Annotated in this window: 12 protein-coding genes; 9 read left to right on the forward strand and 3 right to left on the reverse strand. The window is 73.2% G+C overall.

Annotated features, from left to right (window positions below; genetic code table 11):
- The first annotated feature begins 45 nt into the window (after positions 1-45).
- From ABZ807_RS24250 to ABZ807_RS24275, 6 genes are all read left to right on the forward strand, one after another.
- Positions 46-1,158, forward strand: a complete 1,113-nt coding sequence (locus ABZ807_RS24250; RefSeq protein ID WP_357162181.1) for an XdhC family protein — start codon at positions 46-48, stop codon at positions 1,156-1,158.
- Positions 1,155-1,817, forward strand: coding sequence for a nucleotidyltransferase family protein (locus ABZ807_RS24255; protein ID WP_357162184.1), 663 nt, complete (start codon positions 1,155-1,157; stop codon positions 1,815-1,817). Before ABZ807_RS24250 ends, ABZ807_RS24255 begins: the two co-directional genes overlap by 4 nt.
- Positions 1,818-1,931: 114 nt before the next feature.
- Positions 1,932-2,549 (forward strand): PadR family transcriptional regulator, encoded by a 618-nt coding sequence (locus tag ABZ807_RS24260; RefSeq protein WP_357162187.1) that lies wholly within the window; start codon positions 1,932-1,934, stop codon positions 2,547-2,549.
- Entirely contained in the window at positions 2,546-3,271 is a 726-nt protein-coding gene (locus ABZ807_RS24265; RefSeq protein ID WP_357162190.1) for an ABC transporter ATP-binding protein, read from the forward strand. The genes ABZ807_RS24260 and ABZ807_RS24265 overlap by 4 nt, the downstream gene beginning before the upstream one ends.
- Positions 3,268-5,733, forward strand: a complete 2,466-nt coding sequence (locus ABZ807_RS24270) for an FtsX-like permease family protein (RefSeq protein ID WP_357162193.1) — start codon at positions 3,268-3,270, stop codon at positions 5,731-5,733. The genes ABZ807_RS24265 and ABZ807_RS24270 overlap by 4 nt, the downstream gene beginning before the upstream one ends.
- A 119-nt stretch (positions 5,734-5,852) precedes the next feature.
- Positions 5,853-7,895 (forward strand): peptidoglycan recognition family protein, encoded by a 2,043-nt coding sequence (locus ABZ807_RS24275; RefSeq protein ID WP_357162196.1) that lies wholly within the window; start codon positions 5,853-5,855, stop codon positions 7,893-7,895.
- Between the two features lie 273 nt (positions 7,896-8,168).
- On the opposite strand, the gene tnpA is transcribed toward ABZ807_RS24275, so the two are convergent.
- A complete protein-coding gene (gene tnpA / locus ABZ807_RS24280) occupies positions 8,169-8,582 on the reverse strand; it encodes an IS200/IS605 family transposase (protein ID WP_357162287.1) in 414 nt (137 codons plus the stop codon).
- A 43-nt stretch (positions 8,583-8,625) separates the two neighbouring features.
- Here tnpA and ABZ807_RS24285 point away from each other — a divergent pair, with 43 nt between their 5' ends.
- Both ABZ807_RS24285 and ABZ807_RS24290 read left to right on the forward strand, forming a co-directional pair.
- Positions 8,626-9,342, forward strand: coding sequence for a hypothetical protein (locus tag ABZ807_RS24285; RefSeq protein ID WP_357162199.1), 717 nt, complete (start codon positions 8,626-8,628; stop codon positions 9,340-9,342).
- Positions 9,312-9,773: a transposase gene (locus ABZ807_RS24290; protein WP_357162290.1), complete on the forward strand. Its 462-nt coding sequence runs from the start codon at positions 9,312-9,314 to the stop codon at positions 9,771-9,773. Before ABZ807_RS24285 ends, ABZ807_RS24290 begins: the two co-directional genes overlap by 31 nt.
- Before the next feature lie 372 nt (positions 9,774-10,145).
- Here the strand turns inward: ABZ807_RS24290 and ABZ807_RS24295 are convergent, their stop codons facing one another.
- Positions 10,146-11,420, reverse strand: coding sequence for a lanthionine synthetase LanC family protein (locus ABZ807_RS24295; protein ID WP_357162202.1), 1,275 nt, complete (start codon positions 11,418-11,420; stop codon positions 10,146-10,148).
- 217 nt (positions 11,421-11,637) lie between these two features.
- Entirely contained in the window at positions 11,638-12,465 is an 828-nt protein-coding gene (locus tag ABZ807_RS24300; protein WP_357162205.1) for a P1 family peptidase, read from the reverse strand.
- 357 nt (positions 12,466-12,822) lie between these two features.
- Here ABZ807_RS24300 and ABZ807_RS24305 point away from each other — a divergent pair, with 357 nt between their 5' ends.
- Positions 12,823-14,031, forward strand: a complete 1,209-nt coding sequence (locus ABZ807_RS24305) for a peptidase M23 (RefSeq protein WP_357162208.1) — start codon at positions 12,823-12,825, stop codon at positions 14,029-14,031.
- The last annotated feature ends 130 nt before the right edge of the window (positions 14,032-14,161 follow it).

The following is a 14,161-nucleotide window of genomic DNA, read 5'->3' on the forward strand; positions in this document are numbered from 1 at the left end:
CAAATCGGGCCAGATTGGTCCCCGGTGGGAGGGGGTGGCCGGCGCATGCGGGAAGTGCTCGCCACGCTCTGCGACTGGCACCGGCGGGGCGTCCCGTTCGGGCTGGCGACCGTGGTGTCCAGTACCGCCGGCCTGCCGGCGCCGGGCGACCTGCTGGCCGTCGACCCGGTCGGGGAGGTGCGGGGCGGCATCCCGGCCGGCTGCGTCGAGTCGGCGGTGCTCGACGCGGCGGCGGAGGCGCTGTGCACCGGTCGCCCCCGGCTGGTCCGGTACGCCGTGGGCGCGGACGGCCCATGGCCGTCCCGGCCCGGCTGCGCGGGGACCCTGTCGGTGCTGGTGCGGCGCGTGGCCCCGGGTGACGCGGCGGGTCGGGTGCTGTGCGCCCTGGCCGGGGCCGGCCCGGTCGCCGCGGCCACGGTCACCGGCGGTCCGGCGCCGTTCGCCGCCCAGCTGGTGATCCGGCCCGACCGCCTCGACGGCACGCTGGGTGACCCCGTCCTGGACGACTGGGCGGCCGGGCGGGCCATCGACCTGCTCGGCACGGGCGGGACGGTACTGCTGCGGCGGGCCGGGCGCCCGCCGGTACGGGTGCTGCTCCAGGCCGTGCCGGCGGCGCCGGGAATGCTGCTCGTCGGCGCCACGCCGGTGGCCGCGGCGCTCAGCCGGATCGGCGCGGACCTCGGCTACCGGGTCACGGTCTGCGACCCGCGCCCGGCGTTCGTCAGCGACGGACGTTTTCCGTACGCCCACGAGGTCCACCGGGCCTGGCCACACCGGTGGCTGCCCACGGTCCCGGTCGACCGGAGCACGGTGCTCTGCCTGCTCGGCCACGACCCTCGCCACGAACTCGCACTGCTGCGCGCGGCGCTGGACACCCCGGCCGGCTACCTCGGCGTGCTCGGCAGCCGCGCCGCCCACGCCGCGCGGGTCGAGCGGCTGCGCGCCGAGGGTGTGTCCGAGGCGCAGCTGGATCGGCTGGCCGCTCCGGCCGGGCTGGACCTCAACGGCCGTACCTCCGTCGAGATCGCGCTGGCGATCGCGGCCGAGCTGGTGGCCGTCCGGCGCGGCGGCAGCGGGCGACCGCTGACCGGGCTGAGCGGCCCGATCCACCGGACCGGCCTGCCCGGCACACCGAGGCGGGCGGCGGGACTGCGATGACGGTCGCTGGGCTGGTGCTCGCCGCCGGAGCCGGTAGTCGGCTCGGGCGGCCCAAGGCGCTGGTCGAGGTCGACGGAGAGCCGTTGGTGCGGCGGGCGGTGCGACTGCTGCGGGCCGGGGGGTGCGCGCCGGTGCATGTCGTGGTCGGCGCGGGCGCCGAGGCGCTGCCGGCGCTGCCCGGGGCGGTGCCGGTGGTGAACCGACGCTGGCGGGAGGGAATGGGCGTCTCGCTGCGCTGCGGCCTGACGTCGCTGCCCGCGGATGCCCGCGCGGTGGTGGTGGTGCTCGTGGACCAGCCGTGGCTCGACCCGGCGGCGGTCCGCCGGGTCCGGGCGGGGTACGCGGCCGGAGCGTCGGTGGCGGTGGCGACCTATGCGGGGCGGGTCGGACACCCGGTGCTGCTGGCCCGGGCGACCTGGCCGGCGGTCACCCGCTTCGCGGTGGGCGACCGGGGCGCCCGGGATTTCCTGTGCGCCCGGTCCGACCTGGTCGTCCGGGTGCCGTGCGACGGTGCCGGCTCACCGGCCGACGTGGACACCCCGGCCGACCTGACGGCGCTCTCGCCCGGTCGACCGGGGGAGCGGGTGCCGTCGGGCAGGGTCACGCCCGGCTCCGGCTCGGCCGCCGGTGGCGTGGCCCGGCCGGGCTGCGTCCGATGACGACGGCAGTGACCACCACCGACGGAAAGTACGCCGCTCGCGTTGTCAGAAGGGCCTGGAGAGGCAGAGAATACTGTTTATTATACCGAGTATGCTTACCTTGAGTGATGGGTCATGAGCATTCGTCACGCCCTGCTGGCGCTGCTCACCGAGGCACCGAAATACGGTCTCCAACTCCGGCAGGAGTTCGAGGCGCGCACCGGGGAGGTCTGGCCGCTCAACGTCGGGCAGGTCTACACGACACTCCAGCGCCTGGAGCGCGAGGGGCATGTCGCCTCCGACGACGGCGAGCGCGACGGGGGGCAACGGCGCTACCGGCTCACCGCCGACGGCGCGCGCGAACTTCACGGCTGGCTGCGCAACCCGCCGGGCGCCGGGCCGCCCCCGCGCGACGAGCTCGTCATCAAGGTGCAGGTGGCGATGCGGATGCCCACCGTGGACGTGCACGAGATCCTGCAGGTCCACCGGCGGCGGTTCGTCGAGGAGATGCAGCGGTACACCCACCTGAAGGCCGATGCGGCGCCCGAGGATGTCGGCCTCGGCCTCGTCGTGGACGCCGAGCTGTTCCGGCTGGAAGCGGTCGTCCGGTGGCTGGACGCGGCCGACGCCCGCCTGCGCCGTCAGCCGGCGTCGCCCCCGCTGTCCGCCGGCCCGGTCGCCGCACCCGACGACGCCGGGCGGGACCACCCCACCGGGCCCGTTCCGGACCGGCGTGCGGGAGCCCGGCGATGAGCGCGGTGCTGACGCTGCGACAGGTGTCCAAGGTGTACGGATCGGGGCCCGCCGCCGTGCACGCCCTCCGACCGGTGGACCTCACGGTCGACGAGGGCGAGCTGGTTGCCGTGATGGGGCCGAGCGGCTCCGGCAAGAGCACCCTGCTGACCGTCGCCGGCAGCCTGGAGGAGCCCACCGGCGGCGAGGTGGAGGTCTGCGGAGCGCAGCTGTCCACGCTGTCCGTCGACGCCCGAGCCCGACTGCGCCGCCGGTCGATCGGTTTCATCTTCCAGGACCTGAACCTGCTCGCCGGTCTGTCCGCCGTGGAGAACGTCGCGCTGCCGCTGGAACTCGACGGCGTACGGGCGCGTCCGGCGCGCGCCGCGGCCCTTCGGGTGCTCGACGAGTTGGGGCTCACCGACCGGGCCGGCCACTACCCCGACGACCTCTCCGGTGGCGAACGCCAGAGGGTTGCCATCGCCCGCGCCGTGGTCGGCGACCGGCGGCTGCTGCTCGCCGACGAACCCACCGGGGCCCTCGACGCGGCCAACGGCGAGGCGGTGATGCGGATGCTCCGCGCGGCGTGCCGTCGCGGGATCGCCGGAGTGATCGTCACCCACGACGCCCAGCTGGCCTCCTGGGTCGACCGGGTGGTCTTCATCCGGGACGGCCGGGTTGTCGACGAGACCATCCCGTCGGACGGCCCGGACACCCTGCTTGCCCCGGACGGCGCGTCGTGACCGCGGTGGGGACCAGGCCCACCCGCCCGGCTACCGACCGGCCCACCGGCGGTGGCCTGCCCGCCCGGCGGGCCGTGATCCGGTGGGCCGTCCGGTTGTTCCGCCGCGAATGGCGTCAGCAGCTGCTGGTCGTCGCTCTGCTGACGGTCGCGGTGCTCGGCGCCACCTTCGCCGTCTCGGCGACCTGGAATCTGGCCGCGTCCAGTGACGCCACCTTCGGCCGGGCCGACCAGCTCATCCGCCTGCCCGGCGACGACCCGGCCACCCTGGACGCCCGGATCGCCGCCGCCCGGGCATGGTTCGGCACGGTCGACGTGATCGGCCACCGCCAGGTGCGGGTCCCCGGGCGGTTCGACCCGGTGGACGTCCGGGCCCAGGATCCGGCCGGCGCCTACGGCACGCCCATGCTCGCGCTGCGGCAGGGCCGGTACCCGCGCGAGGCCGGCGAGGTGGCGGTGACCGACGCGACGGCCCGCGCGCTGGGCACCGCGGTGGGCGCTCGGGTACGCCTGGACGACCGCGACCGCCTCGTCGTCGGTCTGGTCGAGAACCCGGCGGACCTGCACGACGAGTTCGTGCTGACGGCTGTCGCGCACGCCGATCCGCCGGAGTCGGTCACGGTCCTGGTCGCCGGCGACGGGGCCGACCTGGAGGCCTTCCGGAGCTCCATCGACGGACCCCTGGCGCGCGAGTCCCGACCCGCCCCGACGCGTACCGTGATCGCCGTCGCGACGCTGGCCCTGGCCACCGTCGGTCTGCTCCTGGTGTCGCTCGTCGCCGCCGCCGGCTTCGTCGTGGTGGCCCACCGTCGGCTGCGCCAGCTCGGCATGCTCGCCGCGATGGGCGCCACCCGGCGGCACCTGCGGCTGGTGCTGCTGGCCAACGGTGCGGCCGTCGGCGCGGTGGCGTCGGTCTGCGGCACCGCCGTCGGCGTCGCCGCCTGGCTGGTCGTCGCCCCGGCGGTGGAGACCTCCGCCGGGCACCGCATCGACCGGTTCGACCTGCCTTGGGCGACGATCGCCGCCGGCATGGTGCTGGCCGTGGTCACCGCCACCGCCGCCGCCTGGTGGCCGGCCCGCGTGGTGGCCCGTACCCCGATCATGAGCGCGTTGTCGGCCCGGCCGCCGGCGCCCAGGCCGGCGCGTCGCTCGGCGGCGGTGGCCGTCGTGCTGGTCGCGGTCGGCCTGGGTGCCCTGGTCTCCTCCGGGGGTGACGATCCGCCGCTCATCGCCGCCGGCACCGTCTGCACGGCGCTCGGGGTGCTCCTCGTCGGCCCGTTCGGCATCCGGGTGCTGGCGGCGGCGCGCGGCGGCATGCCGGTGGCCGTCCGGCTGGCCCTGACCGACCTGGCCCGTCACCGGGCCCGGGCCGGGGCGGCGCTCGCCGCGATCAGCCTCGCGCTCGGTGTCTCGGTGGCGGTCGCCGCCGGCTCGGCCGCCGCCGAGTACCAGGCCCGGGAGGCGGCCGGCCTGGGCAACCTGGCTGGCGACCAGCTCCTGATCCGGATCGGTCACCCGGATTCGGTGATCCCGGAACGGACGCCGGCGGAGCTCGCCGCGGCGCAGGCGGGGGCTGACGCGATCGCGGCGGCCCTCGGCACGCCCACCGTGACCGCCCTGGACATGGCGGTGGTCACCTCGTACACCGATCCGGGCCGGGAGGGCGGGCCGACCGGCCACCCCGCCGTCGAGATCGGCGTACCCGCCGCCGACCACAAATCGACGACCTCCTATCAGCTCTACGTGCTCAACGCCGGGCTGCTGCGGCTGCACGGTGTGGATGACGCCACCGTCGGTCCCGACACCGACGTGCTGACCGTCCGTGGTGGTCAGCTGGAACTGGTCAACATTCCCGCCCGCGGCGTCCGGCCCGTCACGCGGCCGCTGCCGGACCTCGGCTACTCCGGCGTGCCCAACTCGCTCATCACCACGGGCGCGTTGAGCCGGTACGGCTGGCAGCCGGCGTGGGTCGGTTGGTTCCTGGAGGCCGACCACACCCTCAGCGAGCAGGAGCTGGCGACGACCGAGGAGCTGGCGGCCGGTGCCGGCCTCACCATCGAGTCCCGCCGCGCACAGGCGTCCCTGCAGAACCTCCGGACGGGGGCGACGATCGCGGGCGCACTGCTGGCCCTCGGTGTGCTGGCGACGACCGTCGGCCTGATCCGCGGCGAGGCGGCGGGCGACATGCGCACGCTGACCGCCGCTGGCGCGTCGAGGCGGGTGCGCCGCACGTTGACCGCCACCACCGCCGGGGCGCTGGCGCTGCTCGGTGCCGTCCTTGGGCTGGCCGGCGCGTATCTGGCGCTGGTCAGCGTGCTGCACCGCGACCTGGCCGTCCTCGGCACCGTGCCCGTCGCGCACCTGGCGGCGACGACCGTCGGGCTGCCGTTGCTCGCCACGGCCGCCGGTTGGCTGTTCGCCGGCCGTCAACCGCGGTCGTTCGCCCGGCGCGGCCTGGACTGAGAGCTCCCACACCTGAAGGAATTTTTCATGCGGGGTGATTGGTAGGTAAGCCATTGACAACAGCTGTTGTCCGGGGTGAGGGTGTGCGTGCAGTGACCCCCGTCCCACCTGGAGGTTCCATGCACCTCACCGCCGCGCCGCGCGGACGTGTACTGCTGGCCGCTGCCGTCGCGGCAGCCACCGCCCTGCTCACCACCGGACCGGTCGCCGCCGATCCACTCCCTGCGGGGACCAGCACACCCGTTGACCGCCAGCAGCAGTACGCCGCCGCCGCCGCCGAGTACGGCGTGCCGGAGAGCGTTCTGCTCGCCGTGTCGTACCTGGAGTCCCGCTGGGACACCCATCCCGGGCAGCCGAGCACCAGCGGCGGCTACGGGCCGATGCACCTGACCGACGCCGCGCAGGTCGCGTCGACCCCCGCCAGCGCCCACGTCGACGAGGACGAGGATCCCCGGGGCGACGAGTCCCGTCCGCTGGTCGTCGACCTCCGGGTGCAGGCCGAGCCGAGCGGGGACACCCTGCCGCAGGCGTCCCTTCAGACGCTCGACGCGGCGGCCGCCCTCACCGGCGTACCCGAGGAAACGCTGCGCACCGACGCCGCCGCCAACATCCGCGGCGGGGCGGCGCTGCTGGCGTCGTACCAGAAGGAGCTCGGCGCGCCGGACGGCGCCGGCAGCGACCCGGCGGCCTGGTACGGCGCGGTGGCCCGGTACTCCGGCGCGGACACCGAGGACGCCGCGGCGGCCTTCGCCGACGAGGTGTACGACCAGATCGGCCAGGGCGCCAGCCGGACCACCGACGACGGCCAGCGGGTGACCCTCGCCGCCTCGGCGGTGACGCCGGACGAGTCCGGGCTGCACAAGCTCGGGCTGCGCCGCGCCGAGCGGCCGGACGGCCTGGAATGCCCGGTCCGCCTCGCCTGCGAGTGGATCCCCGCGCCGTACGCGGAGTACGTGATCCCCAAGACGAACATCGTGGACTACGGCAACCACGACCTCGGCAACCGGCCGGCCCAGCAGAAGATCGAGTACATCATCATCCACGACACCGAGGGCTACTTCGGCCCGAGCGTGAAGCTGGTCCAGGACAAGACCTACCTCGGCTGGCACTACACGCTGCGCTCGGTGGACGGCTACGTCGCCCAGCACATCAAGGCCAAGGACGTCGGCTGGCACGCCGGCAACTGGTACGTCAACGCCAAGTCCATCGGCATCGAGCACGAGGGCTTCGCCGGCCACGGCACCTGGTACACCGAGGCGATGTATCGGACCTCCGCCAAGCTGGTCCGGCACCTGGCGCTGCGGTTCCAGATCCCGCTCGACCGTCAGCACATCCTCGGCCACGACAACGTTCCCGGCATCACCGCGGGCAACGTGGCCGGGATGCACTGGGACCCAGGCCCGTACTGGGACTGGTCGCACTACTTCGAGCTGATGAAGGCGCCGTTCCACTCGACCGGCACCCCGCACACCGGCCTGGTCACCATCGACCCGGACTACGCGAGCAACCAGCCGGCCTTCATCGGCTGCAACCGGCAGCCGCCGGGTGTGCCGAAGCCGCCACCGCCCGCCGCGCCCTGCCCGCTGCGCGGCTCGTCCTCGGTCATCCTGCGCACCGCCCCCAGCCCGATCGCCCCGCTGGTCAACGACCTGGGGCTGCGGCCGGACGGCACGCCGGACACCATGTACATCTCCGACCACGGCGCCCGCGTCTCTGCCGGTCAGACGTACGCCCTCGCGGGGGTCCAGGGCGACTGGACCGCGATCTGGTACCTCGGCCAGAAGGCCTGGTTCCACAACCCGGCCTCGGCACCGACGGCGAAGTGGGCGCAGGGCTTCGTGGTGACCCCCAAGCCGGGGAAGACCACCATCCCGGTGTACGGGCGGGCCTACCCCGAGCAGGCCGCCTACCCGGCCACCATCCCGTACCAGCCGATCTCGCCGTTGCAGTACACCTTCGCCGCCGGCCAGCGGTACGCGCTCGGCGGGGTCCTGCCGGGCGAGTACTACCGCGCGGTCTCCTTCGACGGCTCGGCGCCGGGCGACCGGACGGTGGTCCGCGGCACGAACCGGTACGTGCAGATCCAGTTCGGCCACCGGGTGATGTACGCGAACCTGGACGACGTCCTCGTCCTGCCCGCCGCGGTCGGCGCGCCACGTTGACGTTCTCTCCGCGCTGAAGGACGGAGATTGCCTCCACGCTGCGCGTGGAACACGCAGCGTCCGAGTGGATTACCGCTTCGCCGCGCGGTGCCACCATCGCTGGTGGTCTGACCCGCGCTCCACGGTCATTCAGCCTGTCCGCCCGACCGGCGGCCAGGATGTTGATCGCAGTTGACGTCCCGATCGTGGGACTGCCGCCGGGCAGTCCCACGATCGGACGTTCAACGGGACTTAGCGAGGAATCCCGGTCCTTCAGGGCCGGGAGGAATCGCGTCACGAGCCTGGACGTTTCTGGTTTTCGATGTACTCGCGGATGACGGCGAGGGGCGCCCCGCCGCACGATCCGGCGAAGTACGACGGCGACCATAGGTGGCCGTGCATGATGTGCCGGTTGATTCGGCCGGTGAACTCCTGCCGCAGGTAGTGCGCGGAAACACCCTTGAGTCGGTTGACCAGGGTCGAGATCGGCAGTTTCGGTGGGTAGTGGACGAGCAGGTGGACGTGGTCGTCTTCGCCGTTGAACTCCCGTAGTTCCGCGCCGAGTTTGGCGCACACGTCGGCCATGATCTGCCCGCACCGGGTGAGCATGACGTCGTTGAGCACGTCTCGTCGGTACTTGGTGACGAAGACAAGATGCACGTGCAGGTTGTAGACGACGCTGCGGCCCCGCCGGACATCGGGGTCGATCTGGGCCGTCGTGCTGACATAGACAAACTGCTATATTGTGGCCGTGAAGATCGCCGTGCAGGTTCGGCTGTACCCGGACACCGCCCAGGGGGTGGCGCTTCGGGCGACGCTGGATCTGTGCAACGAGGCCGGTGACCTCGCCTCGGCTGAGGCGTTCCAGCGGCGGATCTACTCGAAGCAGGCGCTGCAGCGACTCACCTACGGCCGTCTGAAGGCCTTGGGTCTGTCGGCCCAGCCGGCGATCCACGTTGCCCGCAAGGTTGCCGGCGCGTACGCCACCCTGAAGGCCAACATCCGTGCTGGCAATCTCGGCAAGCCCGGGTCGAAGCGGCGCGCCAAGGTCGAGTCGAAGCCGATCAGGTTCCGGGCGGACGCGGCTCAGCCGTTCGACGACCGCTGCCTGTCGTGGCAGTTCGCCGACCGTACGGTGTCGATCTGGGCCGTCGGCGGCCGGTTGAACCGAGTCCGGTTCGGCTGCTCGCAGCAGCAGTACGCGACCCTGGTGGTGCACCGGCAGGGTGAGTCTGACCTGGTATGCCGTGACGGCAAGTGGTTCCTGTACGCCACCTGCGACATCCCCGACGTGGCGACCAGGGAGCCGAACGGATTCCTCGGCGTCGACCTGGGCATCGCCAACATCGCCACCACCAACGACGGCACCCGACACTCCGGTAAGGCCTCAACCGGGTCAGGCATCGTAATCAGCGGCTGCGGGCGAAGCTTCAGCGCATCGGCACCAAATCGGCCAAGCGGCTGCTGAAGGCCCGCCGCCGCAAGGAAGCCCGGTTCGCGGCCGACACCAACCATCGCATCGCCAAGCAGATCGTGACCGAGGCCGAACGCACCGGCCGTGGTATCGCCCTGGAAAACCTCACGGGCATCCGCGACCGGGTACGGCTCCGACGGCCCCAGCGGGTCACCCTGCACTCGTGGGCATTCCACCAACTCGGCCAGTACATCGCCTACAAGGCGACCCGGGCCGGGCTGGCGCTCGTCCACGTGGACCCGGCGTACACCTCGCAGGGCTGCTCCGCCTGCGGGCACATCGCCAAGGCCAACCGGCCTAACCAGTCCACCTTCCGGTGCACGTCGTGCGGCTTCGCTGAACACGCCGACGTGAACGCAGCCCGCAACATCGCCGCACGCGGTGTCGCGGACTGGGCAGCAGTCAGCCTGCCGAACGCGGCGTGACCGGTGCAGCCAGCATCGAGCACGATCTGCAAGCTCGGCCCTTCAGGGCCGAGAAGCTGACCGCCATCTTGCCGTTGACACGCCCACAGTCCGAACACAGCGTGCCATTGGTATCTAACAGAACTGGACAACCTTCACTTCGGCCGACACAGTCTTCAACTCTTCCGTTCAACGTGGCCTTATCGAAGCTGGTCAACAGCCTCAAGGGCGTGTCCTCACGGCGGATTGCGCCAGGAGTTCCCCGACCTGGTCCGCCACTACTACCGGACCAACCGACTCGGGTCTGGCTCATGCCCGCTGCGGCGGGGCCGGCGCCCGGCGGCGGCGACCCCACCGAACCCGGAGCCGTGAGTCGTACCTGATGCGCGAGGGTCACAGCCAGGGCAGGATGGGCGGGGTGGTGGGGGCGGCGAGCCGGGCCAGCCAGCTGGCGACCCCCGCCGCGCCCTGCATGAAGCCGGGCTCCGGGGGTAGGTCCGGCGGGGTCCTGGTGTGCTCGGTGTTGGACCAGCTAACGCCGTGTGGGGTCGGGACGGTGCGAGCGAGGACGTCGGCGGCGAGCGTGCCGGCCCACGCGAGCAGGGCGGGGTCGCCGGTGGCCTGGAAACGGTCGAGCAGCAACTGCCCGACCCCGGCGGTGCCGCAGCAGCGGGCGACGTTGTCCCAGTAGCCCGGGTAGAGCCGCTGCGGGAGGCGGCTGTCGCGCAGCGCCTGCAGGCACGCCTCGATGGCCTGCCGCCAGCGGGGCTGCGGGTCGAGGGTGTCGAGGAGTGCGAAGAGCCGCACGGTGCCGGTGGGGCCGTGGCACCAGCCGAAATTGACCGACGGGCGGTCCGGACGGGCTGGGATCAGCAGGGGCAGCGCCCAGCCGTCGGGCTGGTCGCCGAGGGCGAGCAGCCCGTCGGCGGCGCGGACGGCGGTGTCGAGGAGGTCGTCGCGATGCAGGGTGTTGCCGGCGGCGGCGAGGGTGTAGGCGACGCCGGCGGTGCCGTGGGAGAAGCCGGGCATGAGGTGCTCGTTCCCGGCCAGCATCCGCCAGTGCAGTCCGTCGGGCCGGTCCTCGGCGAGCTTGACGAGCCCGTCGGCGAGGACATGGGCGGCCTGCACGACGACAGCGTCGGGGGCATCGTCGCAGGCGTCGAGGAGGGTCAGCAGGATGCCGGCGTCGCCGGAGATGACATCGGTGTGCCGGGCCGGATCGGCGGGTCGTTGCAAGAGCCGTTCGGCGATCCGCGCTGTCACCAGGGCGGCGGCGTCGAGGGCGGGTTGGTCGCCGGAGACGGCCGCCCAGGCGCGCAACGCGACCGCGACCCCGGCCCAGCCGCCGAAGACCCCGTCGTCCGGCATAGTCGTGGCGTCCGGCTCGTTTCGGGCGAGGTGCACCAACCGGTTCCGGGCGTCGGCCGCGACCCGGCCGAGGCCTGACCCCGGCCTGGCCGCCATGCCACCGCCCGTCGCGGTCTCGGCGGGACCGTCACCCGCGGACAGTGCGGCCGTGGCCTCGGCGCAGCCGAGGAGCACCCCGGCGGTGCCGGCGTACAGATCGTCGAAGCGCTCGCCCGCCTCCAGCCAGCTCAGGCCACCGTCGGCGGGCACCGCCACCGACTCGATCCATGTGAATGCCTGCCGGGCCACGTCGTGCGTCACGGCGTCGATCCTGCCACCACCCCCGCCGTCCGGATGCCTTGCGTTGGGTGCTGGCGCCCTCGCCGCCGTATCGAAGCCTTCGCTGGTGCGGTGTCCTTTGACGTTCACCGGGTTTCCGGTGGTGTTGTGGATCCTCGCCGTGTGGGCGAGAAACTCCCATCGGGTGGTGGGGCGGGCCTCCGTGGGCCAACTGATCCTCGCGCCTGCTGGCGCCGCCTCACCCGGCGGCGCCGCGGAGCAACTCCGCCACCCGCGCGTGCGGCAGCCCCGGGACGTGGTGGCCGTCCCGACCGGTCATGCCCCTGCCCGCGACGAGCGCGTTGACGACGGCTTCCTCGACGGCTTGGACGCACGCGACGTAGAACGCATCCAGGTGCCCCCACGGGATGAACCCGAGCTGCTCGACCCGTTCGGTCGACCCGTCGGGGTAACGGCTGGCGAGCACACCCGGGTTCGCCGTCGAGAAGGCCAGGAAGAGGTCGCCGGAAAAGTGCGACCCGCTGGTGCCGGTACGCGCCAGCCCCAGCGGCACACGCCGGGCGAGCGCCGCGCACTGGCCCGGCAGCAGCGGCGCGTCGGTGGCGACGATGGCGATCACCGACCCCGCCCCCGGCGGCAGCGCGACACCCGGGACCCGGTCGTCGTCGCCGAGCAGACGCCCGACCGGCACGCCAGCGAGCGTCAGCTCCGGGCGGGCCCCGAAGTTCGCCTGCACGAGCACGCCGAGGGTGTACGTGGCACCGGCGAAGGGCACGAGCCGCGAGGTGCCCGTCATCTCCCCGTTGCCGTTGAGCACGTGCACGCCAGCGGCGCAGCCGTCACCGACACCGGAGCGTCCCCGGGGCAGGATGGCGGTCACCCCGGTACGCACGGGCCCGTGCCCGACCCGCAACGGCCCGTCGCCCGCGATGAGCGTCCGCATTCCCACTTGGACGCCGGGCACGTCGGTGATGGCATTGAGCGCGCCGCTGGACCCGTGACGCGGAAAGCCGATCAGCCCGGCTCGCGCCCCCGCCGCCGTCCCCTGCCCGACCGGCTTCTCCACGCGGTCTGCCCCTCCGCTCGGCGTCCGGCGACCCGTCACGGGTACCGGACGGACGTGCGCACCGGCGTCAGTGTACGAACGGCTGGCGCTGAGCGGTACCAACCCTGCGCCGGGCTTGGCCGCGGTGACGGCGGGGCAGGGCGCGGCAATCGGCTGGTCTCGTCGGACCGGCCTCGCCGTGGATGGCGCGTGCCGGAGTCGCATCGATTTTCCCGCCGATCGGAGATGGTGATTGTTGACGGAGCGACGATAGGCGGCCCACAACGAACGGGCGATGCCATGGACAAGTTCCGATGCCGCCGGTACCGTCCTCTCACTCAGATCGCAACGACGTACATCCATGTTTCGGAGGTGTCCATGTCCAAGGGTCATGCCCGGGGCCGGGCCTGCGCGGCGGCGCTGGCCGCGGCGTTCGTGTTCGCTGTCCCCACCACCGCCGTCGCGGCGCCGGCCGGGGGCGCCGCCCCGGCGTCGTCGGCCGGTCATGTCACGGCGGCGGTGACCGCCAAGCTCCTCGACCGGGCGGCCGGCGCCTCCGACGCGGGGTTGCGGGCCGCCGGGACGGACGACACCCGCGTCACGGTCACCCGACGCGACGGTCAGGCGTGGGCGTTCGGCACCGCCGTCATCGTCGCCCCGGCCAAGGAGGGCGCGTACCCGGCGGGCTGGGTGTTCGTCGCCCACCGCGAGCGCGCCGGCTGGCGGGTCGCCTTCGACGGCGAGTCTGGCTTCTCCGGTCTCGCCCAGGACGCCCCGTCCACGGTCGTCTCGCCGCAGGAGCGGGACCTGTTCACCGCGCTCCGTACCACGTACGCGGGTGGGGACTACCGCACCGGCATGCGGCTGCCGTACGGCGTGGGCCAGTCGTGGTGGTTCACCGGCGGGCCCCACGGCTGGGCGGGCAGTGACTCGCCGTGGAGCGCGGTGGACCTCGCCGGCGGTGACCAGCGCGTGCTGGCCGCGCGCGGCGGCACCGCCTACACCATGTGCCGGGGCTGGATCCGGGTCATCCACGACCGTGGGTACGCCACCGACTACTACCACCTGTGGAACAACATCAGCGTCAACGGGGCCGGCGTGGGTGAGGGGGCCTACCTCGGCGACACCGGCACCGACGTCACCTGCGGCGGCGCCGCCAACGGCCGCCACGTGCACTTCGCCCTCCGCCAGAACAACGCGTACGTGCCGATGGCCGGGCACAACCTCGGCAAGTGGGTCGTCATGAACGGGGGCGGGACCTACCAGGGGTACGCCCTGCACGGCTCGGCGTGGGTCAACGTCGGCGGGGCGCTGTACAACCACGGCTCGCTCGGCCTGAACCAGGGCATCATCGACGCCAATGGCGGCGGAACGGTCAACCGGCGCATCGGCCCCGGGACGGGGTACGCGGTCGCCGGCTCGATCGCCGACGGCGCGACCGTGACGGTCTCCTGCTCGGCCAACGGCACCATGCACAGCGGCCGGTGGGGCACCACGGCGCTGTGGAACAGGCTGACCGACGGCACCTGGGTCACCGACGCCTACATGTGGACCGGCATGGCAGGCCCGGTCAACGGTTGGTGCTGAGGGCTCCAGCCCGCTCGGCCGGTCCTCGGCCGGGTCCGCGACCGGCCGGTGCGGCCACCATCGCCTCAGCGGCCGCGAGCCTCGGCGGCTGACCCGTATGACCCGATGGGGCGGCCCGGCTGACGACCAG

It is taken from the genome of Micromonospora sp. NPDC047548 (assembly GCF_040642975.1).
GTDB lineage: Bacteria > Actinomycetota > Actinomycetes > Mycobacteriales > Micromonosporaceae > Micromonospora.

Excerpts from the sequence above, each read along its gene's own strand:
- ABZ807_RS24250 (WP_357162181.1), top strand. The coding sequence starts at position 46 with ATGCGGGAAGTGCTCGCCACGCTCTGCGACTGGCACCGGCGGGGCGTC.
- ABZ807_RS24255 (WP_357162184.1), top strand. The coding sequence starts at position 1,155 with ATGACGGTCGCTGGGCTGGTGCTCGCCGCCGGAGCCGGTAGTCGGCTC.
- ABZ807_RS24260 (WP_357162187.1), top strand. The coding sequence starts at position 1,932 with ATGAGCATTCGTCACGCCCTGCTGGCGCTGCTCACCGAGGCACCGAAA.
- ABZ807_RS24265 (WP_357162190.1), top strand. The coding sequence starts at position 2,546 with ATGAGCGCGGTGCTGACGCTGCGACAGGTGTCCAAGGTGTACGGATCG.
- ABZ807_RS24275 (WP_357162196.1), top strand. The coding sequence starts at position 5,853 with ATGCACCTCACCGCCGCGCCGCGCGGACGTGTACTGCTGGCCGCTGCC.
- ABZ807_RS24305 (WP_357162208.1), top strand. The coding sequence starts at position 12,823 with ATGTCCAAGGGTCATGCCCGGGGCCGGGCCTGCGCGGCGGCGCTGGCC.